The sequence below is a fragment of the Paenibacillus aquistagni genome (assembly GCF_900177815.1).
GTDB classification, from domain to species: domain Bacteria; phylum Bacillota; class Bacilli; order Paenibacillales; family Paenibacillaceae; genus Paenibacillus_B; species Paenibacillus_B aquistagni.
This window is the reverse complement of record NZ_FXAZ01000005.1, coordinates 199873-225247: the sequence shown is the minus strand read 5'-3', so window position 1 is coordinate 225247 and position 25375 is coordinate 199873. Positions and strand designations below refer to the sequence as shown.

Here is a 25375-nt window from a genome sequence, read left to right as displayed (position 1 = left end):
GATTTTGCTGAGTGGAGCCAATGGAGCATTCACAGGAAACATCATGGATTATTTCTGCTGTTGGTCGAAAGGAGAAGAGAGGATTCGCTATGGTTCAGATTGATATTGACGAATTAGACCGTCAGCTTGGTACGAGTTTATTGCAGTTTGATGATATTCGCTACATCGTTCAGGGCATTCGCAGCACGGGGAACTGCCCCCTTCAGATGACAGAAGGAGTCCCTTATTTCTTATTTCCCGTTCATGGCCAAGGGGAATTTATTGTAGAGGGGACATCGAATCTGCTTGCTCCTAGAGTTATTGTGCATGGGAACGGGCAGGGGATGCCTGTGCTACATACAGCTTCTGATGAGCTTCATTACTATCTGGTTCGATATCGCGCATTTCAATCGTGTGATGAATCATCCAGCATCGCTCCATCCTGCTTTGTGCTGCGGGTTGGCGAACTGTTAACCATAACGGATATTCTGCATCGCTTGCAGCTAGGGATGCTTGAGTCTACTCATCGGAATGAATTGAAGCTTAAGGCGCTCTTTCATACGCTTCTCGTGGAGATGATGGAAGGAGTCCGACACTTCGCTTATACCAAAGGTTCTCATATTGCAAAAGACGCTATTCGCTTTATCCAAAAGCATTACATGGAACCAATCAAGCTGCATGATTTAGCTTTAAGATTCGATATGTCCGACAAGCATTTTTCTTATCTATTTCACAAAGAACTGGGCATTAGTCCAATGAATTATTTAATTCAGTTTCGACTCAAGGAAGCGGAGAAGCTGCTGAAGCAGCCTCATGCTACCGTTCGGGAAGTTGCAAGAATGGTTGGCTATAGCGATCCTTACTTTTTCAGCAAGCTGTACAAAAAACATAAGGGGCTCTCGCCTAATCAAGTGAAGCGAGGCGTACAACTGTAGGAAAGTGACCATAAGGATATTGCAGTTTTTCTCGTATGAGATGCCTGGATTCACTGAGAAGGCCTCATTATGTAATGCTGCGGACAAGCCCGTCAGTCATGTCTATCAGTTCCTGAGGCGTTAATTGAATTGGGGGAGCATCGACGACTCGATGCCCCAATACTCCTTCAGCGATATTACGTAGCCGCCATTTCCTGCTTCTCTTGCTCCGCCTCAAGCAGTGCCGCATTGATCGCATTGAGAAAGGCGTGGGCGCTCGCCTTAATAATATCTGTGTCCATGGCGCGGCCCGCATAGGCCTTGCCTTCGTATTCCATCCGAATATTGACGCGGCCAATGGCATCCTTGCCTCTGGACAGGCTTGTGATCTTGTAATCCTTCAGCTGCACATCAAGCCCCACCATATTTTTAATGACGGTATACAAGGCATCGATTGGGCCATCGCCCACTGCGCTGTCCTGGAATGTATCTTCGCCTTTTTTCAAGGTTACGCTTGCAGTCGGGTGAAGGTCATTGCTGATGACTTGGAACGATACCAATTCGTACAGCATAACCGAGGTGTTCTCGACCGTCCGATGGTTAGTAACCAGATAGAATACATCATGGTCGTAGACTTCTTTTTTCGAGTCGGCAAGGGCCAGGAAGCGTTCAAACAGCTTCTCAAAATCTTCATTGCCGCTCGTGTCAAAGCCCATGCGTTCCACTGCATTTTTGAATGCATGCCGTCCGGAACGTGCGGTCAAGATCAGCTCCATGCTGTCTGCTCCTACTTCCTCAGGCGACATGATTTCATAGACCTGCTTATCCTTCAGCAATCCATCCTGATGGATGCCTGAGGAATGAGCAAAGGCGTTTTCCCCAGTTATCGCCTTGTTGACTTGGACGTCAAGTCCTGTCAGATAAGTGACAAGGCGTGAAGAGCGATGAAGCTCTGTTGTTTGAATATTGGTGTAGCTCTGATAGAACGCCTCACGCACCTTCAAGCCCATGACAACCTCCTCGAGGGAGGCATTGCCTGCTCGTTCACCAAGACCGTTAATGGTGACTTCGATCTTGTCTGCGCCATTCTTGATGGCGCTTAGCGTATTGGCTGTCGCCATGCCAAGATCATTGTGGCAGTGCACGCTTAAGATGACTTCATCATTCAGATTTTTAAGGCGCTCATTAATGCGGCGGATCAGATCACCGAACTCCTCCGGCACGGCATAACCGACGGTATCCGGCACATTAATCATAGTCGCACCAGCCTTGACTACAGCCTCAATCGTGCTCCACAAGTATTCGAACTCCGAGCGAGAGGCATCCTCTGTAGAATATTGAACATGAGGCAGCAAGGTCTTCGCATATTTAACCGCGTCGACGCCCATCTGCAGCACAGCTTCCTTGGAACGGTTGAATTTTTTGTCCAGATGGATGTTGGAAGTGCCGAGCACAATATGAATCAACGGATTCTGGGCAAGCTTGATGCTCTCGTATACTGCATCGATATCTGTCTTAACTGCACGTGCTAATGCGGTGATGCCCACTTGATCGCCAACCTTTTTGGCGATGGCCTGAACGGCTTCGAAGTCTCCTCGGGAGGAAGCGGGAAATCCTGCTTCGATAATATCCACGTTCAATCGCTTGAGCTGCTCCGCCATTTCAAGCTTCTGCTGCATATTCAACTTGGCTCCAGGGACTTGTTCTCCATCGCGCAAGGTCGTATCCAATACAATAATTTGTCGGTTCATCATAAGTCCTCCTCAATAGGTATCGTTAAGATCTATAGCAAGCGAGGCTGGCTGAACCCGGTCTTCAGCCAACAAAAAAACCCCGTCTCTGTATAGAGACGAGGTTGAACTCGCGGTACCACTCTAATTCATTTCGAAGTAAACAGAAATGATCTCATTCGATGGCTATCACCATCTATCCCTGTAACGGTGGAATTCCGTCTAACCCTACATGATCGGGCAGCTGTTCATAGACGAGTTCGAAGGGAATCACACTGCCGCTTCACACCACCCAGCGGCTCTCTGAAAGGTCATTACACTTCTACTATTTCTAATCATCACATTGTGATATGAAATTAGTTGTTATTATATGGAACGATCTTGCGGATGTCAACCTTTATTTAAAAATTTACTGAACCGTTACATTGCCCTTATACATATTTCCTGCAGGGCTGCGTGTATTTTGAATCGCAATAGCTGATGTGCTGCTGTATGCCCCAATAACAAAGACAGAGGGATCCGTAAGGTATACGGTGTTGTTCTCAAAGGTATTATTTTGTCCCCAGCCTGGAATGATCTCGTGCAGCTGAAAAGCATCGACAATAACGCTGTTTCCATTTTGATAGCCAGTATTGTTTCGAATAACCGCTTCATTGCCTTTGACATCGATAAAGCTGTCGGCATAATTAGCCCCGCTGATGCCTTCACCATAAAAAGTACAGCCTTCAACCAGCGTGCCGATGGAACGTTCCTTGATATCAATATGCTCGGCGGTGATGTTCGGACCAAACACGACATTGCGAATCGTGTTGTAGTGGGTGTTAGGATCATAGCTTGCACCATTTGCAGAGCCGACATACACGCCTTCGCCAAAGCCTGCCCCCGTCTTGCCGGTATCGTGAATATAAGCGTTCTCTATTGTGCTGTAGGAGGTGCCATCGCGGAAATGCACCGCTTCATAGCCGATGTTATGCACTTCTACATTCGTGATCAGCGTATGGTTGGAGTGGTCAAGCAGGATGCCTTTCTGCGCATTTGTAAAGGTCAGATCGCGAATGATCCAGTGGTCGCCTCTTATGCGAAGGCTGAAGCCAGAGCCGGTAGAGTAGCCGGAGAGGACAGCAGGGTTAGCGGGGTCTTGGCTCTGAATCGTAATCGGTAAAGCTTCGGTTCCATCTACATCAGACGAGAAGCTGCCCGTGTAGGTTCCGGGTGCAAGCTCAATACGCTTGCCAGGAGTGACATTTTTAAGGGCGCTGGACAGACAGGAGCTGGTGCTGCAAGACAGAACGTCATTGCTCAAGGCAGGGAAAATAGCAGCTTGCTTCTTCTGCGAGCTCCAGCCGTGTGCAGTTGGTTCCTTAAGCAGTGGCTCGATGTTTGGTTCAGCCACAGCTCCGCCGGTTGTGAACAGAAGACTGCCAGCCATTAGGGCTATCATGCCTGCGTGGAATATTTGCTTTTTGAGCTTCACGATGCTCGCCATCCATGACTTCATCACCTCATCGATTCCTCCTTCTCTCATTAGGCCGATCTGTGTCGCCCTTTCATGCTGATATCCTATTCATATCGATAGAGATGTAAGATATGCCAGACAAGATAACTGCATGTCGCATCCACACGATAGTGGGATCAAGCTATCCGCTTCAAACCTAATACTTGAGAAAAGGGGGAATCTAAACTTCTGTGAAGGGCCAAAGAAATACAGCCCTGTATATCATGGCTGCTTGAAGCCTGTTCGTTTTTGGTAACAGGTTCAGTTGTCGGGATGCTCTCGGCTGACTTTTTGAAGCAGGGTGATTAATGTATCTTTCTCTTCTTCATTCAAAGGATAGGCAAGCTTTTTATTGGATTCCGCCAGAATGTCCATCAGTTTCGGATGAAAATCGATCGCACGCTGCGTCGGATAAAGCAAATGAGAGCGACGATCATTCGGGTCTGGTCTCCGTTCAATATAGCCGGATTGCTCCAGCTGTTTAATCGATCTCGCGGTAGTCGCTTTATCGAATTTGAGCTGCTGTGTGAGCTGATCCTGCGTAACACCAGGAGTCGTAAGGACTGCCTTCAAAAAGCTGTGCTGACCGCCGCTGCCGATGCCGTATGGCGCCAGTGACTTAGCCAGATGCTTTTGATTCTGCCGGTGAATATAGGAGATCAGCTTGCCGATCGGTTCTTTCTTCAACGAAACACACCTCTATTATCATAAATGGATAAATGACGAAAATGCCGCTTATGGGGGCAAGCTCCAGTATATAGTTTACCATATCTATAAATATTGGGGCCCATTCATGCGATTGATCAAAAAAGATGCGATTACATCACTCGAATTGTTGCGTGCGCAACTAAAATGGATTACACTAGAATTATTATATTAGTTGCGCACGCAACAACATGAATTTATTTTATATTATAGAGGCAGGAGAGGAAAGCATGAGTGCAATTCTAGGCAGCTATCAAGAGGATGCCGAGATTCAGAAGAAACGCTGGATTATCCTCATTGTGCTGAATTTATTTACGTTTATGTCAACGCTCGATGGGAGCATTGTGAATATTGCATTGCCAGTGCTGTCGAAGGAGCTTGGACTTCCTATTGGGCAGATTCAATGGGTTACGACAGGGTATCTGATGGCAATCTGCGCATCCATCCTTATTTTCGGCAGACTAGGGGACATCGCTGGCAAGATACGGATCTTCAAGCTGGGTACGATCGTGTTTGTGATCGGTTCTTTGCTGTGCGGATTAAGTGAATCCTTATCCTTTCTGATCTTCGCGCGCGTTGTTCAAGCCCTTGGCGCATCGATGACGATGGCGAACAGCCAAGGAATTGTAACGGATATCTTTCCGCCGCAGGAGCGGGGGAAGTCTTTAGGGCTTATTGGCACCTTTGTATCGCTTGGAAGCATTGCAGGCCCGAGCTTGGGCGGGATTATTGTGTCATCGCTTGGCTGGGAGTATATCTTCTGGGTCAATATTCCGATCGGCCTGATTGCGATCTTGATGGGGCAGAAGGTGCTGCCTCGCGACCTTGTGAGGGTCAAGGCGAAGGTGGATGCACCGGGAAGCATGCTGTTTGCGATATTCATTATCACGCTGTTCGCCGGTCTTCTATTAGGACAAGAGATTGGATACAGCAGCGCTTGGATTATCGCATCGCTTGCAGCGGCTGTCGTTACGTTTGTCGTGTTCCTTCACGTAGAATGGAAGCGCCAAGAGCCGCTGGTACAATTGTCTTTGTTTAAAAATCCACTGTTCTCCGTAAGCATCCTATGCGGCTTCCTTGTCTTTACGGCGAACTTCTGCTTTAACATTATCGCGCCGTTCTATGCCCAGAATATGCTTAATCTTTCACCCTTCCGCGCCGGCTTTCTGCTTATGCTGCTTCCGATCTGCATGGTCATTGTTGCACCAATCAGCGGCGCGATGTCGGATAAGATCGGTTCTGAGCTTTTGACCTTTGCTGGTCTTGTCGTCATGGTTATCGCTCAGTTTGGTCTTGCTTATCTGCATGATGGAAGCTCGATTATAACCGTTGGCATCTGGATCGCAATGCAAGGCATCGGCAGCGGCTTGTTCCAATCGCCGAACAACTCTTTGATTATGGCTCAAGTACCGAGAACGCAGCTCGGTTCAGCCGGCAGCGTGAATTCGCTTGTCAGAAATGTCGGCATGGTCGTGGGGATTACGTTGGCTACGACGATCCTGTTCCAAGTTATGAGCGCTAAGGCAGGACATCGTGTAACGGGATTGATTCCGGGACGTCCAGATATCTTCTTGTCCGGCATGCACGTAGTCTTTACGATATCCGCTTGCATCTGCCTGGCTGCAGCCTTGTTAACCGGCTGGCGCATGGTTCAGGCTCGATCTGCCAAGCGGCATGCAGCAGCAGGATAAGAAACGAGCTGGGCTCCCTATTGAATGGGAACTTCTGTGTCAATCAAGGGTTCACCTTGTTACAATTGATCGCTTAAGGTCCTGATAGATAACGTCATTAGCGAGGCATTTCAACATATTGATGATTGGGGATGCAAGGGTCATCACGCTTTGTCATATGTGATACAGCTTCAAGGGTATGAATGTTCGAATAGATATGCTAACCTCGAAGTATGAATGGAGTAGGACAGGTCACGCTACTATCATGATCGAGGAGGCTTTGCAGATGTTAAGTACAGAAGCAAGACCGAACCTATTGCTGATCACTGTGGATCAGATGCGATACGATTGCATGAGCATTGAGGGGCATCCGATTGTGGATACACCCAATCTAGATGAGCTCGCTCGAACCGGCATACGCTTCGAGCGGGCTTATTCGGCGACGCCCTCTTGCGTGCCGGCAAGAGCGGCCATCTTTACCGGCTTGAGCCAAGTATCCCATGGCCGCGTCGGCTACGATGTCAGCGTGCCTTGGCGTTACGACACAACCCTGCCGGGTGAATTAGCGCGCGCCGGCTATCATACGCAATGTGTCGGCAAGATGCATGTGAATCCTACCCGCAGCCTGCTTGGCTTCCACAATGTTAGATTGCATGATGGCTACACCTTGTATAATCGGAATCGTACAAGAATTACGGCTGCGAATCACTTTGACCATGCGGATGATTACCTTCCGTGGCTAAGAGAGCGAGCTGGAGCAGAGCAAGATATGCTGGACCTTGGCCTTGATTGCAATGCTTCTACTGTTGCGCGTCCTTGGACCTTGCCGGAGTCTTTGCATCCTACGAATTGGGTGGTGACGGAGTCGATTGATTTCCTAAGAAGAAGAGATACGACCAAGCCTTTCTTCCTATGGATGTCCTTCGTTAGACCTCATCCGCCGCTCGATCCGCCACAGGCGTATTGGGACATGTACGCGCAGGAAGCGATGCCTGCACGGCCAATAGGAGATTGGGCGGATACCAACGATCCTGGCTTGGAGGGACTCAATCCCGTCACGGGAAAAGGTCTCGTCCCAAAGCGCAGGCTGGATCGTGCGCTTGCTGGCTACTACGGACTGATTACACATCTGGATCATCAAATCGGCCGATATATGCAAGCCTTGCGAGAGTACGGCGTGTTAAACAACACGATCATAATGTTTACGTCCGATCATGGCGATATGCTAGGCGATCATCATCTTTATCGCAAGGCGCTGCCCTATGAAGGAAGTGCCCATGTTCCTTTTATTCTGAACGATCCGGGCAATCAGTTGGGATTAGCAAGGGGAACGAAGCTCCAAGAAGTGATTGAGATGCGTGATATCATGCCAACTCTGCTGGATGCCGCAGGATTAACGATTCCTGATGGAATCGATGGAGAGAGTATATTAGGTCTGGCACGAGGAGAAAAGAAAGATTGGCGCCACTATCTGCACGGAGAGCATGCTTATGGCATGCAGTCCAATCAGTGGATTACGGATGGAAGACACAAGTACATCTGGTATTCGCAAACAGGCGAAGAGCAGCTATTTGATCTTCTTCATGATCCAACAGAGCTTCACAATGCGATTGGAGATGAAGCGTATCAGGAGGAAGCAAGCCGACTCCGTACTCTTCTGATTCAGGAGCTGAACGGAAGAGAAGAGGGGTATTCAGATGGCGAGCGGCTGTATGCGGGCTGCAAGCCTAAGCTTTCTTTGCAGCACCTGCTTGATCGAACAAACTAGAAGCTTGCTTTGATCTGATACCGATCACATCATCCTATGAATAAGACCGATTAGGGCTCGAAAAGGACATCTATCTTCCATTTGCCAAAAAAAATGGATAAAGGAGGGATCCAGTGTTTTGATCTGGCGTATCTGGCATAACAAAAAAAGAGATACCTCAAAAAAGAGACATCTCTTGACTAGAACAGCATTTGATTTAGAACCAGCGTAATGTTAATTCGACAGATAACATCTAAGCTGTTGCTTCATCATTGCTATTTAATCGCATGCATGAGCTCGAAGAAGTATTGGGGCTCTTGAGTCTTGTACAGATTGAACCATGCCTGCAGGGTTTCGGGTTCGAATACATCCAGCACCTCTAGCACCTGCTTTGCAAATTCCAACGGAGCAGCCCCGGATGCTGTAACCAAGTTGCCATCCGCTACGGCTGCTTCCATTTCATAATAGAGTTCCCCATTATATTTGGGGCAAGTCATTTTCATATATTCAAGATTATTGCTCGTATGCCTTCTGGTGTCTAGTAATCCCATCTTCGCCAGTCCCAAGGTTGCCCCACAGATGGCTGCAACTACAGCACCGTTCTCTAGCGCTTGAGAAGCTTTTTGAAGAATAGGCTCATGGATCGCTTCCAACCACGTATCTCCCCCTGGAAGAATGAGAGCATCCGTATCTTCCAGAACACACTCCTTTACAGTAAGTCGAGGCAGGATGTTCAAGCCTCCCATTGTCGTCACAGGCCGCTTATCCATGCCCACTGCAATGACTTCTAATGGCGCCAATCCCTTTTTAAAATACCTTCCTGAGTGGAGTTCAGGGGTTAAATAACCGATCTCCCAATCCGCCATGGTATCAAATACATAAAGATATACATTTGGTTTTCGCATCATGTACGCTCCTTTTATTGCTTATTTTACGATATGTCTATCATAAAAAAACTTCACTGACATCTGCTGTCAGTAAAGTTCTCAGCTTGATAATTTTGAATGAGCTCTTGAAGGACCTCAATCATCTTTTGCTTTAGGCTGTACGGTTCAAGAACGTGAACCGATTTGCCGTAGGGCAGCAGCAAATAGGGTACATAGGCTAGCATTGCTTCTTCCTCTAGTAAAAAGATCGCCGCCGTTGAAGTCCGTTCTTTCACATGATGTGCTAAAAACCAATGCTGGCACAAGCTATCCAATGCGCTTGCCTTGCCTCCAAGGACGAAAGGAATAAGAGCGTCTTGATCTTGAGCTTCTGGAAGCAGGCTATTCATAAAAAACTCACCTGCGGAAAATGGCTCTGGACGCTCAAAAGTCATCTCTGTATGAGTCACACTGCTAATTCGATCTACTCTAAAGCTTCGGATGTCCTGTCTAAGCTGGCAAAATGCAATCACATACCAGTTATGGTTCCAATAAATAATCCCGTAAGGGTCAACAATCCTTTGCTTCGGCTGCTCTTCACGGTTTGTATGGTATTCGATTTCGATAGATATGCCGTTAAGAATGCCTTGTTCCATTTCCTTCAATATGGGCTTAGAAAACATTGGACCAATTGGGTGCAGAACTTCAAACCCTTCTAAATGTTCCGTTATTCTCTTCTCCTGCTCTTGATTGGAATGCAAGGTTAGCTTGGACGCTGCACGATCTAGTGCTTCTCCTGAGAAATACCCCGCTTGTCTTGCCAAATCAGCGGCTTGAAGCAAGGCCGTCTTCTCATCAACATCAAAGAGAAGAGGGCTCTCGATAAAATGCTTCAATAGGGTATAGCCTCCATGATGTCCTGGGTCAGCGATGATCGGTACACCACTGGCAGAAAGTGCATCGATATAACGGTAAACCGTTCTTATATTCATTTCTAGCTTTTCTGAGATTTGCTTTGCAGTCACTCTTTTTCCCGAATGCAGCATCCAGAGAATAGCCATCATATTATCCATTTTAGCCATAAGCGTGCTCCTTATATATTTGATGCAAATTTTTATTATGAAATGGAAGGATGATCCAAACGATTGGCGAATGGATAATGTAAAAAGCGTTCAGGAGGTATTGTATGTTTCTAACCTTAGATCATTTTTTATCAACATGGGATTATGAAGCTGGAGCAACACAGAGAATATTGAACCATCTAACGGATGAGTCGCTTCAGCAGGAAATCACTTCAGAGAACTGGACGTTAGGACGAACTGCATGGCATACCGTTGCGGCCATTCGCATCATTGCTTCGAATACGAATTTGACGTTTGAAGCGCCAGTTGAAGATTGGCCTGTTCCTGCTTCGGCAGCATTTATCGCGGACAGCTATCAGCAAGCCAGTGCGGCCTTCGTTCATGCCGTCAAATCGCAATGGAACGACAGCACCTTAACAGAACAAATCGATTTTCTAGGCCAGCACATACCGAATGGGTCATTATTGCTGTTTTTGATTCTGCATCAAAGCCACCACCGCGGACAACTGACGGTTCTTATGCGGCAAGCTGGATTAAGCGTACCTGGCATATATGGCCCGTCCAAAGAAGAGTGGGCTAACTTTGGCATGGAAGCCCCGAAAATGTAATTTAATCATAACAGATCGTCAAGTGGAAATGAGTTAGATCCTACTAATACCGTAGAAGTCAGAAAACACTCTGGGTGTGTTTATGCTCAACGGTATTTTTTGTTTTTGAAAGCAGAGAAATAATCAATAGGATAAAACAAAGCATCGAAATCCGACTGGGTGAACAGATACGGTAATTAGCTTAATCATTGTTGCTATCCCAATGGATGGGGATGATAGGGAATATAACAGAAAACAAAAAAACGGCATCTCTGCCGTCTTGGTTGTTGGATATGGTGGGTTCTGAGGGGTTCGAACCCTCGACCTGATGATTAAGAGTCAACTGCTCTACCAACTGAGCTAAGAACCCATATTCAGCTTCGAGTGTGAACTTATAGTCTCATGCCTAACCTTCAATGTAAGGTATCGTGCGTCGCTTATGGGACTATTATAGTCCTATTTAAAGCTTGTGTAAACATGCAAATACCGCCTAAATCGATAGGATATTTGAAAAATGTAAGCAAAAGAAAGTATATATTCACTTTTTCTTTCAATAACGCCCGCTTTCTTTTCGTTATTTTCCTAGTACTGCATGATGGTCTTGCCTATACGAGACCATGACAAAACCATCATTGCCATCATTTACTTGCGGCGATACAAGCTGCCTCTCCACACAGTCGTTCACCTAAGGCTTGCTTCAACACAAGTATTTTATGCTATATCCTATAGATCTCTTGGCGGGAACCTCTTCTTCTACACGAGCTAATGTTCATGATCCTATCACAAGCCATTCTCCATCCTCGGGAATGGTTACCTGATCAAGTAATCCTTCCTGATTCAGCTTCTGTCTTAATATCGTTCTCGTTTCATGACAGTGATTAATCGTATCCATGTGTACTGCGATGACCTTTGATTGAGGTGCGTATCGGCATACTTGGACAATATCATCGGCGTTCATGGTAATAGGATCTCCCATGACAAATTGAGCTGCCCCTGCGTTAACAATGATAATATCAGGCTGATAGGCATCCAATGCTTGGCGAACGTCCTCACACCATATGGTGTCCCCCGCAACATACACGGTCGGTTCGTTGTCCGCTTGGAACACGAAGCCGGATACGCTGCCCATCCATTCCCCAACCTCTCCTGTTCCGTGCTGTCCGCTTGTTCGTGATAAGGTTACACCGTTGCAGGAATAGTGGTCTTCAATCGCGGTAACATGACGGAATCCATTATCTCGAATGCTCGGTTCATCCTCAGGCTGGCAAAGGATAGGCAGAGATTGGTCCAAAGCAGATTGAGCTGCCTCATCCCAATGATCCTGATGGAGATGCGTGAGTAGAATCGTATCGGGATGAAGGATGTCGTGGACCGAGAACGGCAAAGGAACAAGCGGATTGCGCTTATCATTGGAAGAATGAATGATCGGTGGATTAGCGCCTTGGTCACTGAACATCGGATCGATCAGCCATTGATGTTCGCTATAAACCATCCACAGTGTAGCGTGTCGAACGAGCTGTAATTTCATATGGGTCATCCTCTTTTCATTATGAATGTGCGTCTGATACTATTGTAGAAAAAGCGAGCGCAGATGCACATGACCTCGTGAAGCGATTGCGTATGTTTTACTTTCATATTGAAAGGATTGTTGACGATGAATACAAAACCAGATATCGATGAGATTGATCTTCAAATTCTTGAGCATTTACTTATGGATTCAAGCCTTTCCCATAAGCATATCGGCGAGCGCATCCCGATGACAGGACAAGCCGTGGGAGCACGTATTCGCAAGCTTCAGGATCTCGGCGTGATTGAGGGCTACACCCTGCGATGGAATCCCGATAAGATCGGTCTCCATGTGCATGCGTTCGTGACGGTATTTTTGCATTCGCCCAAGGCGCATTCCACCTTTCAAGCCTATGCGCTAGAGCATAAACATATTGCCGAGCTGCATCGGGTTAGTGGAGAAGGGTGCTATTGGATGAGAGTGAGGATCAGTACCCCAGCAGAGCTTAATGATATTCTAGATGAGCTGCTTCGTTATGGAAACTATAAGCTGAGCCTTTCAATCAGCCAAGTAAAGTGAGGGATGGATAATCCCTTCATTTATTTAGAAGTAACAAGTTGAAAGGGCAGGACAACAGAGGAGAGCAGAGGGCTGCTTCATAGAGCATCGTTCTGATACGCAGCATGTGAAAAAGGACCTCATCCTCCACGCGTGAGGGCTGAGATCCTTTATGATTATTTCCCGGAAAATGCTCATGCGAATGCTACATAAGATGAACAAGCTTATCCGGATTGCGCATAATATAAATATGTTGAATTTTCTCGTTGCGGACATGTAAAAAGTAAACACTTGTGATCCGATCATTCTCTCGGAATACAATGCAGCATTCCCCATTGTGCGTGGTAACTTCAAGAGAAGCTCCAGCCAAATTGTACTTGCGTATAATGCCAAACAAGAAGCGGGATACGAAATCACGGGTACGAATCGGCCGCAAGGCAGCAGATACTTTTCCGCCACCATCAGAGAGAATCACAACATCCTCAGCCAGCAGCGACACGACGGTGTCTACCTGTCCTTTAGTCAGTGACAGAATAAATTGCTGTATCCATGCCTCGTCCTGCCATTCACGGTTATGAAGGTCCTCTTCTGAGACCCCCATCTTTGACTTGGCGCGGCTCATCAGCTTCCGGCAATTCGCTTCGGTTTTATTCGTGAGCTCTGCAATGACAGGATAATCAAAGCACAATGCCTCTCGCAGCACAAACACAATTCGCTCAGTAGGAGACAGTCTCTCCAGCAGGACAAGCATGGCATAGGATAGCAGGTCTTGTTGTATAACACCTTCATAATCGTCTTGTGCGAAAAGGGGGAGCGGTTCAGGAAGCCAGGGCCCAACATACTGCTCACGTCTTTTTTGTGCGGATTTCAGCTGATCCATACAGTGATTCGTTACCATCTTGCATAAATAAGCTTTAGGTTCTGTAATTCGATCAGCATCAACACGATGCAATTTAACAAATACCTCTTGGACGGCATCTTCCGCATCGGCTATCGATCCTGTCAGTTGATAGGCAAGCCGAAATAATAGTCCTTTATACTCTTTATACCACTCGATCATCGTATACCTCCTGGTTGACAATGCTTGATAAGGTTCAACCGCGAAGCAAGCTTGCATAATTCCAGAGAAAGACCTTGATTCGATAAGCAAGCTTACCTGTAACGATCATATCAAGCCCCCATTTGCGTGTCCACATGACCCCGCGTTCTGGACCTAGGCCGATCGTAAATGAGGGGAGGACGCTCTTATGCTGTGAAGCGCTTCGTCCTGTTGCATCAGCGTAAAGAATCGAGCCAAGGCGCTGTGCTTGCGGAATCGCTTCCTTGCATGTCATGGCATCCTTCATTCCTGTGACGGGATCAACAATGTGAGCGCAATCTCCAATGCTGTACACCCCGTTAGTGCCAATTACGCGATAGCTGGAGTCTACTTGCACCTGTCCATCTGCTGTTAGTGGCAAGGACAGATTCATAAGCATGGAATTGGGCCGAAGTCCAAGTGTCCATATGGTAAGTCCCACTGGCAAGCGCTGTCCATCAGATACATGAACATGATCATCTGCGGCTTGCAGCGCCTTCAATTGATGATGGACAGTGACCCCGCAGGCTGCAAGCGTACGTTCCACTTTGTCCGCCACTTTAGCCGGCCCCTCTTGGAATAATCTCGCCTTGGCGTTAAGCAGATGAACGTGAATCTCTTCGGGGTTGAGTCCAAGCTGCTGTGCTTCCTGCTTCATGGCGTAGGCGAGCTCCGCCGCCGTTTCCACACCCGTAATTCCTGCCCCCGCTATCGCGACGCTCATGAGGCGCGCTTTCTCGATGGAATGGGCTGTGAAAGCAGCCTGCTGTAAGTTATGCATCCACTGCGAGCGAATGCGGCTTGCTGATTCTAGATCCGCAAGTGCGATTCCGCCTAGCTCTGCGGCAGGCTTCTCAGCCACACTGCCAATCGCGACCACTAGCATATCAAAGGCCTGAAGCTGCTGCTTGCCTTCTATATCCTCATAATGAAGCAGGTTGAGCTGATGATCGATGCCTGTGGCGGTTCCTTGAATAAACGCTGCATCCGCAGGCAGAAGCTGCTGCCATGGCACAGATATGGGTTCGCCGCTAGCTGCAGGCTGGAACAGCAGCACCTTGCGCAGATGGGCTTCAAGCTTGTCGATAAGAATCAGTTGAAGCTGAATCCGTTCCTTGTTGCTTTGAAAAGCCTGGTGAATGGACTTCATGGCGTGTATGCCGGCAAATCCGCCTCCAAGCACAACACAGGTTAGCTGTCTCATTCTGGTTCGACTCCTTTACGATTCGATTTGAACATAGAACGAGCGAAGGGGAGGATTTGTGACGAGAGGGAGTGGTGAATTTTTATAGCAAAATGAGATTGTCTAACAAGAGCTAACGCTTAGCATTCAGCATGATGACGGGCCAATAAGAGCGGTCTTCGTTATGCAAATAGGAAAGCCATTTAATGTAGCTGGACTTTCATTAGGGGTATGCTATGATGGGAATAAGCCCCTGAATTGGGGCTATTTCATTATCTGAAAGGATGATTGCTATGAAAAGTGTGTTAGGCGCAAACGAAGGGATCGGTATATACAAAGGAAATGAGGCTGTTATCTATGATGAACCGTAGGACCCTGCAAGTACATCAGCAGCTATTCTTGATGCACCTGTTAGGAAAAAGCCCGTTTCATTGCAGGAAGCAGGAGCAGCAGTTTATGAGAACGCTTTATATTTTGACGTTGGTTAAACCAGCTTTTGGTGTTCAAGAGAAGTGAATATGAGGATTGACTGGGTCGCTTGCAACTATATTGGCCAGGTCGATTAAAGGAGGAGCAATGCTGCAGAGGCAGTTGAGAAGGATGATATCTATGACGACGAAGGGTTACTAAAGTGAACAGGAATGAAGAGCAGCGAATTCTACAGCAGCATAAGAAAGACGTTGTGCGACGTTCATATCTACGTCCTTTGATGCCTCTGTTTATGACATAGGGAGGGGTACGCGTTGTATGGAACATATCATCTTTGAGATTGGAACGGCGCTGATGTTGGTGGCGCTTGCATCCGTGATTGCAGGCAGGCTGAAGTTTTCGATTATTCCGTTTTTAATTATTCTTGGAATGGCTGTAGGTCCGCATGCGCCGACGATTGGCATCATTGACTTGAGATTTATCGAAAGCCAAGAGATTATTTCGTTTCTAGGACAAATTGGCGTGCTGTTCCTCTTGTTCTATATCGGTTTGGAATTTTCCGTATCGAAGCTGATCAAATCAGGAAAGAACATTGTGTTCGGCGGTACCGTATATGTGCTGCTCAATTTTTCGCTGGGGCTCCTATTTGGATTCGTGTCAGGCCTTCCCCTGTTCGAGACGCTGATTATTGCGGGCATGCTGTCCGTATCCTCGACAGCAATCGTAGCGAAGGTGCTCGTTGATCTCAAGCGAACGGGTAATTCCGAGACAGAGCTTATCCTCGGCATGATCTTGTTTGATGATCTATTCCTGGCTGTGTTCTTATCGGTGATGTCAGGCCTTTTGTTTGGAGATGCAACCTCGGTAGGCAGCATTCTGCTGTCGGTCGGCATTTCACTGGGGTATATGCTCGTCTTTCTTGTCGTTGCAAGAAAGGGCGCGCCTATTCTGAATAAGCTATTGAATATTACCTCTAACGAGATATTTATTATTGTGGTCTTTTCTCTTTTATTCTTTGTTTCAGGCTTCTCTGAGAATCTGCACGTCGCAGAAGCGATCGGAGCACTATTGTTTGGCCTTGCATTATCTGAAACGAAGCATAGCAAGAGAATTGAGCAGCTTGTTGTTCCGTTTCGCGATTTCTTCGGGGCGATCTTCTTCTTCAGCTTTGGCTTAAGCATTGATCCGCTGACGCTGGGGGATGCTGCATGGATGGCGCTCGCAGCTGTGCTGCTGACGATCGCTGGCAATGTCGTCTCTGGCATGATTGCAGGGAGAAAGGCGGGCATGTCCCACAAAGCATCACTGAACATCGGGCTTACGGTCATGGCCCGTGGAGAATTCACCATTATTGTGGCCAATCTAGGCTTAGCTGCCGGATTAAGTCCCGTATTAAAGCCATTTTCAGCTTTGTATGTCCTCATACTTGCGATTGCGGGTCCTCTTCTTGCGAAGGAGTCCAAGCATATTTATAAGGGGCTGAATCGGATCTTTAAATGGAGCGATATGAAGGGACTAGCGAAGAATAGATGATTTTTTTGGATGGAGGATGTTAACCATGACGATGATTAGAGAATCCGATCTGCCGGGCGTGGGGCGCAAGTTTCAGATCGAGACCAATACAGGTGAGAAATTAGCCATTATTATTCACAATGATGGACGCAGAGAGCTGTATCATTTTGATCAAGAAGATCCCGATGAGATTATTTCGGGTGTGAGCCTTGATGATGATGAAGCGAGGCAGCTTGCTGCCATCGTTGGAGGTATGACGTACAAGCCGAAGGCGCTTGAAACGGTGGAGGTGTCTCTCGAAGAGCTCGTAATTGAATGGTGCAAGGTAGAGTCTCATTATAAATGCACGAACCAATCGATTGCAGAGCTTCAGGTCCGTCAGCGTACCGGCGCGACGATTCTGGCGATTGTTGAAAAGAACAGCCAGAAGATTAATCCTGCCCCAAGCGAGAAGCTGCTTGCAGATATGACGCTTGTGATCGCAGGGGAGCGCAAGCAGATCAAAGCGCTTAAGGAGCTGCTTATTAACGGGTGAGGATGGCTTAAGGGGAGTGAAGCTAATCGCCAAAGCAGCCTGCTCTACTCCATGCCGATGTCATCTTAGAATATGAGGCTGACTTGTTGATTTGACGGTCTCAATTTTGCAGATATTAACGAAAAAAGGTATCGAGGAAGCGCAGCTTCTTCGATACCTTTTTGCTGCATTTAGGACTATTTCAAGAGAGTATGATCAGTTCAGCCGGTGGACAAGCTCGTATTTGTTGCCGCAGGGGTCCTCAAAATATACGGCATAATAGGTAGGGCTGATCGGAAGCTGCTCTGGGCCGCTCGTAATGGACCCGCCTGCGGCTTGTACAAGCGCTGCAATCCGGTCAACCTCCTCACGATCACTCGCCCAAAACCCGATCAGATTTTGATTAGGCTGATGCTTAGGGTCTTCGGTGATCGCGAAGTAGGCAGCGCTAGGCAGCTCTCCATCTGCAGCAAATACTCTCCAGTTAGCGCTATGAAAGGTGCGAGTGAAGCCAAGCGCTGGAAGCAGCTGCTCGTAAAAGGGCAGTGCGCGCTCTAAATGATTGACCCGAAGGTCGATATGGCTGAATTTGTTCATCAAAAACTGCAGCTCCTTTATATAAATGAAGTTTCCAAGATTATATGGAAATTATTTCATTATTTCAAGGTAGAAAGTGTTCAATAAGGTATGGGTCAAAAGTCTATAAATTAAAGATTGAAGTTACTTTTTGATGGCTTCAAGGCAGGTTGCAATCACCCGCTCGCATTGCTTTAGCGAGTCCTCAAGGTTATGCTGCAGAGCAAGCCACAAGGCCAATTCATTAAGTCCACCGGAGATCATATGTACCATCGCGTCAATAGGAAGCTGCGGCTTCAGGAGGCCGGTCTGCTCCATGAGGATCAGCTGCTCACGAAGCAATCGCATGGAGTTGGACTCATCGGTTAAGCGCCAGGCTTCCCAGCCCAGCACTGATGGCCCATCGATCAGCATCATGCGTTTGTTCTGCGGCTCCACGGCAGCGGTTAAGAAGGCGAGGCATCCAAGCTTCAACTGCTCCCACTCATCGCGGCCATGCGCGGACTCTGTTAATATTCGCTCTGCAACCTCCTGATGGATAGCTTCGAACACCACTTGGAACAGTTCTTTCTTGCTGCGGAAATGGTGGTATAAGGCGCCCCGAGTCAGATTCGCTTCATGGGCGATGGCTTCCAATGCGGTTCCAGTGAATCCGTACTCCGTAAAATGATGCTGTGCTATTCGCAACAGCTGTTGAATCGTTTGATTTACAGCTTCTTTGTCTCTTCTCATCGATTCATGGCTCCTATTCTAGTTGTTCCTGTAATGAAGGGATAAGTGACTGTCCGCTGCTATTTTACTTTTGAATCAGAAGCATTCCATACTTCCTCTTGATATTGATGGCTAAAGGCTTCTGACGGCGGGATGATTGAAATGACGTCGATGAGCACGCCGCTCGGGTCACTTGTTATAAAGTGCCTTTGTCCAAACTCTTCATCGCGAAGCTCAAGATGGAGTGGAAGCTTGGCCCGTTCAATCAGACGTTCATACTCGGCGTTCACATCATCAACCTCAAAGTTAAGGATGATGCCTTTGACGCTGGTTTGAAAGGAGGCGGGGATCGTCTCATGATGGGGGTTCAATATAGCCAGCTCAAAGGGAGTGCTGTCATGAGATGCCTTCAAGCTTACGTACCAATCCGATTGGAATACGATCTCAAAGCCAAAGTGTTCCACGTAGAACGCAGACGTGCTTGCAACCTGTTCAGTCTGAATAACGGGATAAAAGGAGTTAAGCTTCATAGTGGTAATTCCTCCCTGTGGATCGATTTGCGAGGAGTTTAACATACATACAGAATGTATGTAAATGGGGTTTGAAGATATTTACATATTCGAACTTAAAAATTTACCGTGTTCACGAGACTAGAATATGTTCTTGAGGAGAGCTATACAGTTACAAGGTGGACAGCTATTATACGAGTCGAAAAGAAAAACCGCTTCAATAATGGTGCTTATTGAAGCGGCATGCTGAATTGACGTATACATGAAGATTTATTTCGGGATTAGGGATAACGCAACCCATATCCTTCCTGATATGTTCCGTTTAAGGCTACTGGCAATTTGCCTTTAGGAGCTGCGCCAAATATGACCTGTACAGCGGCCTCCCATGACACGGGAATAGGCGTGAGCCAGTACCAGTTGTCCAGCGCATAGGTGCTCAGATGCGCCTTGGCGTTAGGATAGCTTAGGATATCTCCCGGATTGCCAAGGGATACCGTCACGACAGGCTTGCCGGTAGCGAGCAATTGATTGACAAGGTCAATCTGTCCTTGCGGCAATTGGCGATCCGATTGCGTAAAGACCAGGATGCGGTCCGCCTTCTTAGCCAGCGCAACCGCTTCAGCGACAGCCCCTGGGGCAGCATCCAGCTTCTCTCCGCGGGCAGGGGCAGCCTGATAGGCTGTAACCTCGCCGCTCACCAGCCTTTTGACGCTGTCTGCAATCCTGTCAGCATAGGCGACGCTCACCACAAGGGTATGCTCTTTACTTGTGGGATCAAGCGGCAGTACTTCTTCATTTTTGACAAGGGTAACGGAGTCCATCGCGATTCTATTCGACAGTTCCCCGTGTTCTGGGCTGCCAACCACAAGACCTGCATGCTCCACATCAACAGATCGCTGCTCGAATAGGTTCATTTTCAGCTTATAGTAGAGAATCCGTTCCACAGCATCATCTACACGACCCTTGTCAATCTTGCCTTTCTGCAGAGCCTTGTAGAGGGTATGGAGCGTGTCGTACTGATCTTCAACGGAACCATTAGCCATTACAATATCGGCACCAGCATTAATGGCCATGACGGCTGCTTCTCCGGCCCCCCAATTGGCGGAGATTGCTTCCATGACCATCGCGTCGGTTACAATGATGCCTTTAAAGCCCATTTGTTCTCTTAATAGGCCAGTCAGCACTTTTTTAGATAAGGTAGCGGGGAGCTCGGGATCAATTGCTTCGATGATGATGTGAGAGGTCATGATGGATTCGATGCCTTGATCGATGGCGGCTTGGAAAGGAGGAAGGTGGACCTTGCGCAGCACCTCTTCGCTATACGTTACATTTGCCAAGGTCGAATGTGTGTCAAAGCCGGTATCTCCGTGCCCGGGAAAATGCTTGGCGCTCGACAGCACGCCTTCTTCCTGATAACCCTGTACTTGGGCGACAGCCATGTCGCTTACGAGCTTCGTGTTCTGGCCAAAGGAGCGGACGCCAATCACGGGGTTCTCCAGATTGGAATTCACATCAGCAACAGGTGAGAAGCTCCATTGAAAGCCCATAGCCTTGGCTTCTGCTGCCGTAACTCGCGCAGCCTGCTTCGCATAGTCCACGTTGCCTGTAGCTCCGATCGCCATCTGGCGAGGAAGGGTGGTGGCTTCTGTCGGCACGCGCTGAGCAGCACCATACTCCAAATCACCAGAGATAAATAGGGGAATGCCTAATCGTGTTTCCGATGCCCACTGCTGAAGCTGATTCGTAAATGCCGCCATTTGTTGAGCGGATTGCATCTGTCGGTTCAACAGCGCACTCCCGACCTGATATTCGGCAATCATTGTGTTTGAGAAAGCATCTGCACGTTCCGTTGGGGTGTACATCACCAGCTGTCCGATCTTCTCTTTGTCAGTCATAAGTGCGGTGAGCTTCTTGGCTTGTTCTTCTACGGTGCCTGTATTCCAAGTATCTGCTTGAACTTTATCCGCTGTGGAAGAAGGGGATTCTGTGTTGGGGTTCGTAGTAAGCGATGGAAGAAAAACATAGATGACAGCAGCTGCAAGGACTAGGATGGATGCATAAAGGTTCATCCTTTTCTTGGTCATGATTCATATTGCTCCTCTCATGTATGATGGGCAACGCCATAGCCTGTATTTATGGATAACATGGGTGTTTAACGCTAATCTTTTCATGCTGTGCGAAGAGTCTATCATGCGAATTATGGGGGCAACAAGTACTGTAAACCACGATTTCGGATACATTTCCACGTACTTTACCTTCTCGCCATTTCTTTAGTTCTATGTAACGGGACTAGCTAGAAGCGTGGATCGCCAAGAGACTCATATGACGACTAATCGTCAATGTGTAACAAACATTAATGATCTTAATAAATTTTATTTTCTCTCTTGCAGGAGCGTTTTGCGCGTAGTATAATGATGAAGTGACGCAATTTTAATGAATATGTTAGGATTGTGTTCTTGTAAACATCATATGGGGCCATAGCTCAGCTGGGAGAGCGCATCGCTGGCAGCGATGAGGTCAGGGGTTCGATCCCCCTTGGCTCCACCATAATAAATAACTCAACCACATCTATTGGATGTGGTTTTCTGTTTATTATGCCTATAATCAGGATTCGGACATCCCATGATGACACAGTGAGTTAGAGCGAACTGTATTCCCTTGGCTCCATACGAAGAGAACGCCCTCACAATTCGTGATGGCGTTTTTCGTATGAATTGCTTTGAGGAAATGAACCTCTATAGGTTCGCTCGCGCTCAGGGAGTGGAAGTGATGCTTCGAAGCATATGCAACAAACGGACGTGCACGACGTCTGAATCTACTGCTAAAAGTCCTCGTTGAGTTGGCTTCGTCTGATTGACAATATGGACAGACAATGAACTCCAGCAGCGATATTTGGTCAAAACTTAGCGAGAATTAGTGAGCAACTCTAAGATAGTCTCTCGGAATTAGACCGGGTTGAAGGGAAGGATTACTGCGAAAATAGAGAATAGGGGGCTGGAAATTATGGAAAATGAAAACCAGTTTCATAAAAGGACAGACTGAAGTGCACTCCTTATAGTGGACATTGGATAAACACCCCTGGTGTTTACAACCGATGAAAACCTATAGGGGGTGCTTTGCGTTATGGCGAAGAAGGGACAAACTTTCGTTTCTTACAGCTTCGAGACGAAGAAGAGAGCAATTGAAATGCGGCTTGAAGGGATGACCAAAAAGAAAGTGGCTGAAGAATTAGGGATAGCAGACATTGGACGGCTAAAGGTTTGGATGCGTAGGTACAATCAGATGGGCGATTTTGGACTTATGGATCATCGAGGGAAAAGAGAGCGGTACATTGATGAAAATCGCTATATCAAACGTTTAGAGATGGAGAATGCTGTCTTAAAAAAGTGGTTGGCCATTACGAAGGCGGAGGTGTACCAGAGAAGCATAGGCTCGTCCACGAGCTCCGTGAAAGATTTAGCGTTACAGAGCTCTGTAACGAGATTGGGGTCTCTCGAAGCGGATACTACGACTATGTAAAGCGGATGAACAAAGAGAAGGATCAAACAGAAATGCAGCTCGTACGAAATACCTTTGAGCGTTACAACGGCGTCTACGGCTATCAACAAGTTCAACTTTTTCTATATCAAGACAAAGGCGCTTGGATGAACCACAAGAAGGTTCTGCGATTAATGCAAAAGATGGGACTCCGCTCTAGAGCTCGCAGGAAGTATCGCTGCAACCGTAAATGGAACAACGGTGATCGGGCCGTAAGAAACATCTTGAATCGCCGGTTTCATGCAGGCGCACCCAACCAAAAATGGGTGACAGACATCACTCAATATCGAGTCGGAGATACATGATTATACTTATCTGCCATTAAAGATTTATATCAGAACGAATTGTTGCTTATCATATGAGTAATCGCAACAACACTGAACTTGTATTAGAGACGTTCTCAAAAGCATTTGAAAAGGAAAAGGACGTAACCGGACTGATCGTTCACAGCGATCAGGGAACCCCGTACACGTCCTACAAATACCATGACATGCTGCCAAAGGTTGGAGCCCAAATCAGCATGTCACGACGAGGCAATTGTTATGACAATGCCTCATTGGAGAGTTTCTTCTCACACTTGAAGGTGGAAGGACTCTATCCTTATCATATTTCAACCGTCGAAGAAGCACAAATGAGAATTGAGGACTATATCTATTTTTATAACAACTACCGTCCACAAAGAAAATTAAGCAAGCTAACTCCGGTACAATACCGAAATCAGCTTGGTGTTGGCAGGGGTGTTTCTTAATTGTCCACTAAATTGAGTCTTGACCAAAGGTAGGAGGATGGCAAGTTTAGTGGGGAAAGGAAATCCTTGTCCCATCTGCCTTGGCGAATGCCGAGAGGCTACTATATATGAAGGGAGTTATATGGATAAGTCGAAATTTACTGAGAAAGGAGAGTGGATCGAAAATGAGAAGGTTGCTAAGAACACAGAGAAACACTACGCATAAGAAGATGATCTAATTGCGTAGTGCCCTAGTGATACTATGCATCAATAATGGGACCATAAGTTTACTTATATGCCGCTTTTAACGAAGATATCATAATATGTATATACTCCATTACTATATACTCTAAGTTTGGCTTGTCCCGGCTTGATTCCTCTGATAGTCGATGGATATGTTACAACTATCACACCCTGTATATTATCAACCATGGAGATTGTACCGCTGAAATTATGAATTTCACCGACGCGCAAGACCAAATTTTGATCAGCAAATGGAGATACAGAATTTGTATCAACAGGTCCAGCACTAGCACTCACACTTCCAAATAACATAGATACCCCTAAGAGAGCACCCACTGTCAAAGATTTGATTTTCATAATACAACTCCTCCTTAAATTCGGAATAATTGAATATTAACATATTATGGAATACTTCTCTTGAGGATTAGGTCTCATTTTAATATTGAATCTCTGGCGTAATCTACGGGATTATGTCGGTTCACAAGGTAATGTGGCTGAAAATAGAAATAAATAAGTTTTGAGAAATGGTTTTGTATGAAATCAGCATTTGATTATATAGCCTCTTGGAGTTAGAGCGGCAGTTTGAACCAAATGGAGCACAAAGTGCGCTACCGACAGCTGGGAAAACTGGATTTGAAACCCTCTTTCGAAAATGGGGACGGCAAACAAACCAAACAGGGCCTCATTTTTGAAATGGACTTTTTGGCTAGGAGGCGATGGAGAGCAAAGCCCTGCTGTTCCATGAGTTCGTCTTTCCGACTGGCGTACCGTCGCCGGCAACCGTCAGAGCGCTCATATCCCCCAGCAATCCGAGTTTGAGACCGCGACGATTTGGGATTGGAAGAACGAATGAAGCCGGTCGAAGGGCTGGGGCTGTACGACGTTTGGACGACGAGACAAGTAGTCGACCAGCCGCTTGACCTTGCCAGGCGAAGTCGTGGAGGCTTTCTCCCCTTTCTTGCCGCGCTTGGGTTTTTGTTTGTGGGGCTTGTTCTTGGGATTAAGATGAACCGCTTGTGAAACCCAAAAGCGCAAGAGGAAATCGGAGAACGTGCAGACGCCAGGAACATCGCCGGGCTCAAAACCGCTAAGAATGGCGTAAAACGGAACACGGTGCATCTCGTCAACCCAAGCTGTAAGGCCGATTTCAGGTCTGACGAGCAGAAAGGGCAGATTGGAACGAAGCATGGAAGCTGGATCCCGCGGCTGAGGCCCCTTGTTGGAGTAGTAGTCGCTGAGGAATAGAGACGTGTGGGAAAGGTCTGAGATGTAGCACTTCCAGATGAGGGGCCAATCCTTACTTACGAGAACGGCGAGGCCATTCGAGCAGTAAGCATTCAAGCGATCCAAGATAAACTACTGGTAGTCAGAATGAGGGACAAAAACGGGCTTCATGAGCAACACTCCTATCATGGGAAGGTTGGGGTGAAAAGGAACATCCTTCTCACGCGATTTTGGAGCGTTTTTTGATAAGTCAAGGTTTTTTTATAATATTTGGTCATAATCTGAAAACTTT

The 25375-nt window shown here is 47.0% G+C and carries 24 protein-coding genes, 2 tRNA genes and 1 other annotated feature; of the genes, 11 read left to right on the top strand and 15 right to left on the bottom strand.

Annotated features, from left to right (window positions below):
- The first annotated feature begins 89 nt into the window (after positions 1-89).
- On the top strand, positions 90-914 hold the full coding sequence (locus tag B9Y93_RS17600) for an AraC family transcriptional regulator (RefSeq protein WP_170936441.1): 825 nt from the start codon (positions 90-92) through the stop codon (positions 912-914).
- A 176-nt stretch (positions 915-1090) separates the two neighbouring features.
- On the opposite strand, the gene B9Y93_RS17595 is transcribed toward B9Y93_RS17600, so the two are convergent.
- The 3 genes from B9Y93_RS17595 to B9Y93_RS17585 form a co-directional block, all read right to left on the bottom strand.
- A complete protein-coding gene (locus B9Y93_RS17595; protein ID WP_085496488.1) occupies positions 1091-2644 on the bottom strand; it encodes a 2-isopropylmalate synthase in 1554 nt (517 codons plus the stop codon).
- Positions 2645-2735: 91 nt separating this feature from the next.
- Positions 2736-2971: a binding site (T-box leader), on the bottom strand.
- A gap of 61 nt (positions 2972-3032) precedes the next feature.
- Entirely contained in the window at positions 3033-4121 is a 1089-nt protein-coding gene (locus tag B9Y93_RS17590) for a right-handed parallel beta-helix repeat-containing protein (RefSeq protein ID WP_244903468.1), read from the bottom strand.
- A gap of 258 nt (positions 4122-4379) precedes the next feature.
- Positions 4380-4805: a MarR family winged helix-turn-helix transcriptional regulator gene (locus B9Y93_RS17585; RefSeq protein ID WP_085496486.1), complete on the bottom strand. Its 426-nt coding sequence runs from the start codon at positions 4803-4805 to the stop codon at positions 4380-4382.
- Positions 4806-5053: 248 nt separating this feature from the next.
- On the opposite strand from B9Y93_RS17585, the gene B9Y93_RS17580 reads away from it, so the two are divergent.
- Together B9Y93_RS17580 and B9Y93_RS17575 are read left to right on the top strand one after the other, a co-directional pair.
- On the top strand, positions 5054-6514 hold the full coding sequence (locus tag B9Y93_RS17580) for an MFS transporter (protein ID WP_085496483.1): 1461 nt from the start codon (positions 5054-5056) through the stop codon (positions 6512-6514).
- Positions 6515-6779: 265 nt separating this feature from the next.
- The gene (locus B9Y93_RS17575; protein WP_085496482.1) at positions 6780-8261 is read left to right on the top strand and encodes an arylsulfatase; all 1482 of its coding nucleotides are present in this window, start codon (positions 6780-6782) and stop codon (positions 8259-8261) included.
- Positions 8262-8515: 254 nt separating this feature from the next.
- On the opposite strand, the gene B9Y93_RS17570 is transcribed toward B9Y93_RS17575, so the two are convergent.
- Together B9Y93_RS17570 and B9Y93_RS17565 are read right to left on the bottom strand one after the other, a co-directional pair.
- Positions 8516-9145, bottom strand: coding sequence for a type 1 glutamine amidotransferase family protein (locus tag B9Y93_RS17570; protein ID WP_085496480.1), 630 nt, complete (start codon positions 9143-9145; stop codon positions 8516-8518).
- 53 nt (positions 9146-9198) lie between these two features.
- Positions 9199-10188 carry a helix-turn-helix transcriptional regulator gene (locus B9Y93_RS17565; protein ID WP_085496478.1) on the bottom strand — a complete coding sequence of 330 codons (990 nt, stop codon included), beginning with the start codon at positions 10186-10188 and terminating at the stop codon, positions 9199-9201.
- Between the two features lie 104 nt (positions 10189-10292).
- On the opposite strand from B9Y93_RS17565, the gene B9Y93_RS17560 reads away from it, so the two are divergent.
- Positions 10293-10796, top strand: coding sequence for a DinB family protein (locus tag B9Y93_RS17560; RefSeq protein WP_085496476.1), 504 nt, complete (start codon positions 10293-10295; stop codon positions 10794-10796).
- 273 nt (positions 10797-11069) lie between these two features.
- On the opposite strand, the gene B9Y93_RS17555 is transcribed toward B9Y93_RS17560, so the two are convergent.
- Both B9Y93_RS17555 and B9Y93_RS17550 read right to left on the bottom strand, forming a co-directional pair.
- A tRNA-Lys gene (locus B9Y93_RS17555) sits at positions 11070-11145 on the bottom strand.
- Positions 11146-11544: 399 nt separating this feature from the next.
- Entirely contained in the window at positions 11545-12303 is a 759-nt protein-coding gene (locus tag B9Y93_RS17550; protein ID WP_085496474.1) for an MBL fold metallo-hydrolase, read from the bottom strand.
- Between the two features lie 126 nt (positions 12304-12429).
- Here B9Y93_RS17550 and B9Y93_RS17545 point away from each other — a divergent pair, with 126 nt between their 5' ends.
- The gene (locus tag B9Y93_RS17545) at positions 12430-12861 is read left to right on the top strand and encodes an Lrp/AsnC family transcriptional regulator (RefSeq protein WP_085496471.1); all 432 of its coding nucleotides are present in this window, start codon (positions 12430-12432) and stop codon (positions 12859-12861) included.
- Positions 12862-13045: 184 nt separating this feature from the next.
- Here B9Y93_RS17545 and sigJ read toward each other — a convergent pair whose 3' ends face one another.
- A complete protein-coding gene (gene sigJ, locus B9Y93_RS17540; RefSeq protein ID WP_085496469.1) occupies positions 13046-13900 on the bottom strand; it encodes an RNA polymerase sigma factor SigJ in 855 nt (284 codons plus the stop codon).
- Between the two features lie 34 nt (positions 13901-13934).
- Positions 13935-15122: an NAD(P)/FAD-dependent oxidoreductase gene (locus B9Y93_RS17535; RefSeq protein WP_085496467.1), complete on the bottom strand. Its 1188-nt coding sequence runs from the start codon at positions 15120-15122 to the stop codon at positions 13935-13937.
- A 726-nt stretch (positions 15123-15848) separates the two neighbouring features.
- Here B9Y93_RS17535 and B9Y93_RS17530 point away from each other — a divergent pair.
- Entirely contained in the window at positions 15849-17063 is a 1215-nt protein-coding gene (locus B9Y93_RS17530; protein WP_085496465.1) for a cation:proton antiporter, read from the top strand.
- A 25-nt stretch (positions 17064-17088) separates the two neighbouring features.
- Entirely contained in the window at positions 17089-17577 is a 489-nt protein-coding gene (locus tag B9Y93_RS17525) for a cation:proton antiporter regulatory subunit (protein WP_085496463.1), read from the top strand.
- 195 nt (positions 17578-17772) lie between these two features.
- On the opposite strand, the gene B9Y93_RS17520 is transcribed toward B9Y93_RS17525, so the two are convergent.
- From B9Y93_RS17520 to B9Y93_RS17505, 4 genes are all read right to left on the bottom strand, one after another.
- Complete coding sequence (locus tag B9Y93_RS17520) at positions 17773-18153, bottom strand: VOC family protein (RefSeq protein WP_085496460.1); 381 nt, start codon at positions 18151-18153, stop codon at positions 17773-17775.
- A 123-nt stretch (positions 18154-18276) separates the two neighbouring features.
- A complete protein-coding gene (locus tag B9Y93_RS17515; protein WP_085496458.1) occupies positions 18277-18864 on the bottom strand; it encodes a TetR/AcrR family transcriptional regulator in 588 nt (195 codons plus the stop codon).
- A 59-nt stretch (positions 18865-18923) separates the two neighbouring features.
- Positions 18924-19373: a VOC family protein gene (locus tag B9Y93_RS17510; RefSeq protein ID WP_085496456.1), complete on the bottom strand. Its 450-nt coding sequence runs from the start codon at positions 19371-19373 to the stop codon at positions 18924-18926.
- 260 nt (positions 19374-19633) lie between these two features.
- Positions 19634-21436, bottom strand: a complete 1803-nt coding sequence (locus tag B9Y93_RS17505) for a glycoside hydrolase family 3 protein (protein WP_085496455.1) — start codon at positions 21434-21436, stop codon at positions 19634-19636.
- Between the two features lie 387 nt (positions 21437-21823).
- Here B9Y93_RS17505 and B9Y93_RS17500 point away from each other — a divergent pair.
- From B9Y93_RS17500 to B9Y93_RS24250, 4 genes are all read left to right on the top strand, one after another.
- Positions 21824-21899, top strand: a tRNA-Ala gene (locus B9Y93_RS17500).
- A 576-nt stretch (positions 21900-22475) separates the two neighbouring features.
- Complete coding sequence (locus B9Y93_RS17495; RefSeq protein ID WP_085496452.1) at positions 22476-22871, top strand: helix-turn-helix domain-containing protein; 396 nt, start codon at positions 22476-22478, stop codon at positions 22869-22871.
- Between the two features lie 32 nt (positions 22872-22903).
- Positions 22904-23194: an IS3 family transposase gene (locus tag B9Y93_RS24255; RefSeq protein WP_176228971.1), complete on the top strand. Its 291-nt coding sequence runs from the start codon at positions 22904-22906 to the stop codon at positions 23192-23194.
- Between the two features lie 53 nt (positions 23195-23247).
- Positions 23248-23637: an IS3 family transposase gene (locus tag B9Y93_RS24250; RefSeq protein ID WP_097676245.1), complete on the top strand. Its 390-nt coding sequence runs from the start codon at positions 23248-23250 to the stop codon at positions 23635-23637.
- 270 nt (positions 23638-23907) lie between these two features.
- Here B9Y93_RS24250 and B9Y93_RS17485 read toward each other — a convergent pair whose 3' ends face one another.
- Together B9Y93_RS17485 and B9Y93_RS17480 are read right to left on the bottom strand one after the other, a co-directional pair.
- The gene (locus tag B9Y93_RS17485) at positions 23908-24216 is read right to left on the bottom strand and encodes a hypothetical protein (RefSeq protein WP_085496451.1); all 309 of its coding nucleotides are present in this window, start codon (positions 24214-24216) and stop codon (positions 23908-23910) included.
- 435 nt (positions 24217-24651) lie between these two features.
- Positions 24652-25047, bottom strand: a complete 396-nt coding sequence (locus B9Y93_RS17480; RefSeq protein ID WP_085496449.1) for a hypothetical protein — start codon at positions 25045-25047, stop codon at positions 24652-24654.
- Between the last annotated feature and the right edge of the window lie 328 nt (positions 25048-25375).

Excerpts from the sequence above, each read along its gene's own strand:
- B9Y93_RS17600 (WP_170936441.1), top strand. The coding sequence starts at position 90 with ATGGTTCAGATTGATATTGACGAATTAGACCGTCAGCTTGGTACGAGT.
- B9Y93_RS17595 (WP_085496488.1), bottom strand. The coding sequence starts at position 2,644 with ATGAACCGACAAATTATTGTATTGGATACGACCTTGCGCGATGGAGAA.
- B9Y93_RS17590 (WP_244903468.1), bottom strand. The coding sequence starts at position 4,121 with ATGAAGTCATGGATGGCGAGCATCGTGAAGCTCAAAAAGCAAATATTC.
- B9Y93_RS17580 (WP_085496483.1), top strand. The coding sequence starts at position 5,054 with ATGAGTGCAATTCTAGGCAGCTATCAAGAGGATGCCGAGATTCAGAAG.
- B9Y93_RS17575 (WP_085496482.1), top strand. The coding sequence starts at position 6,780 with ATGTTAAGTACAGAAGCAAGACCGAACCTATTGCTGATCACTGTGGAT.
- B9Y93_RS17570 (WP_085496480.1), bottom strand. The coding sequence starts at position 9,145 with ATGCGAAAACCAAATGTATATCTTTATGTATTTGATACCATGGCGGAT.
- B9Y93_RS17565 (WP_085496478.1), bottom strand. The coding sequence starts at position 10,188 with ATGGCTAAAATGGATAATATGATGGCTATTCTCTGGATGCTGCATTCG.
- B9Y93_RS17560 (WP_085496476.1), top strand. The coding sequence starts at position 10,293 with ATGTTTCTAACCTTAGATCATTTTTTATCAACATGGGATTATGAAGCT.
- B9Y93_RS17550 (WP_085496474.1), bottom strand. The coding sequence starts at position 12,303 with ATGAAATTACAGCTCGTTCGACACGCTACACTGTGGATGGTTTATAGC.
- B9Y93_RS17545 (WP_085496471.1), top strand. The coding sequence starts at position 12,430 with ATGAATACAAAACCAGATATCGATGAGATTGATCTTCAAATTCTTGAG.
- sigJ (WP_085496469.1), bottom strand. The coding sequence starts at position 13,900 with ATGATCGAGTGGTATAAAGAGTATAAAGGACTATTATTTCGGCTTGCC.
- B9Y93_RS17535 (WP_085496467.1), bottom strand. The coding sequence starts at position 15,122 with ATGAGACAGCTAACCTGTGTTGTGCTTGGAGGCGGATTTGCCGGCATA.
- B9Y93_RS17530 (WP_085496465.1), top strand. The coding sequence starts at position 15,849 with ATGGAACATATCATCTTTGAGATTGGAACGGCGCTGATGTTGGTGGCG.
- B9Y93_RS17525 (WP_085496463.1), top strand. The coding sequence starts at position 17,089 with ATGACGATGATTAGAGAATCCGATCTGCCGGGCGTGGGGCGCAAGTTT.
- B9Y93_RS17520 (WP_085496460.1), bottom strand. The coding sequence starts at position 18,153 with ATGAACAAATTCAGCCATATCGACCTTCGGGTCAATCATTTAGAGCGC.
- B9Y93_RS17515 (WP_085496458.1), bottom strand. The coding sequence starts at position 18,864 with ATGAGAAGAGACAAAGAAGCTGTAAATCAAACGATTCAACAGCTGTTG.
- B9Y93_RS17510 (WP_085496456.1), bottom strand. The coding sequence starts at position 19,373 with ATGAAGCTTAACTCCTTTTATCCCGTTATTCAGACTGAACAGGTTGCA.
- B9Y93_RS17505 (WP_085496455.1), bottom strand. The coding sequence starts at position 21,436 with ATGACCAAGAAAAGGATGAACCTTTATGCATCCATCCTAGTCCTTGCA.
- B9Y93_RS17495 (WP_085496452.1), top strand. The coding sequence starts at position 22,476 with ATGGCGAAGAAGGGACAAACTTTCGTTTCTTACAGCTTCGAGACGAAG.
- B9Y93_RS24255 (WP_176228971.1), top strand. The coding sequence starts at position 22,904 with ATGCAGCTCGTACGAAATACCTTTGAGCGTTACAACGGCGTCTACGGC.
- B9Y93_RS24250 (WP_097676245.1), top strand. The coding sequence starts at position 23,248 with ATGAGTAATCGCAACAACACTGAACTTGTATTAGAGACGTTCTCAAAA.
- B9Y93_RS17485 (WP_085496451.1), bottom strand. The coding sequence starts at position 24,216 with ATGAAAATCAAATCTTTGACAGTGGGTGCTCTCTTAGGGGTATCTATG.
- B9Y93_RS17480 (WP_085496449.1), bottom strand. The coding sequence starts at position 25,047 with ATGCTTCGTTCCAATCTGCCCTTTCTGCTCGTCAGACCTGAAATCGGC.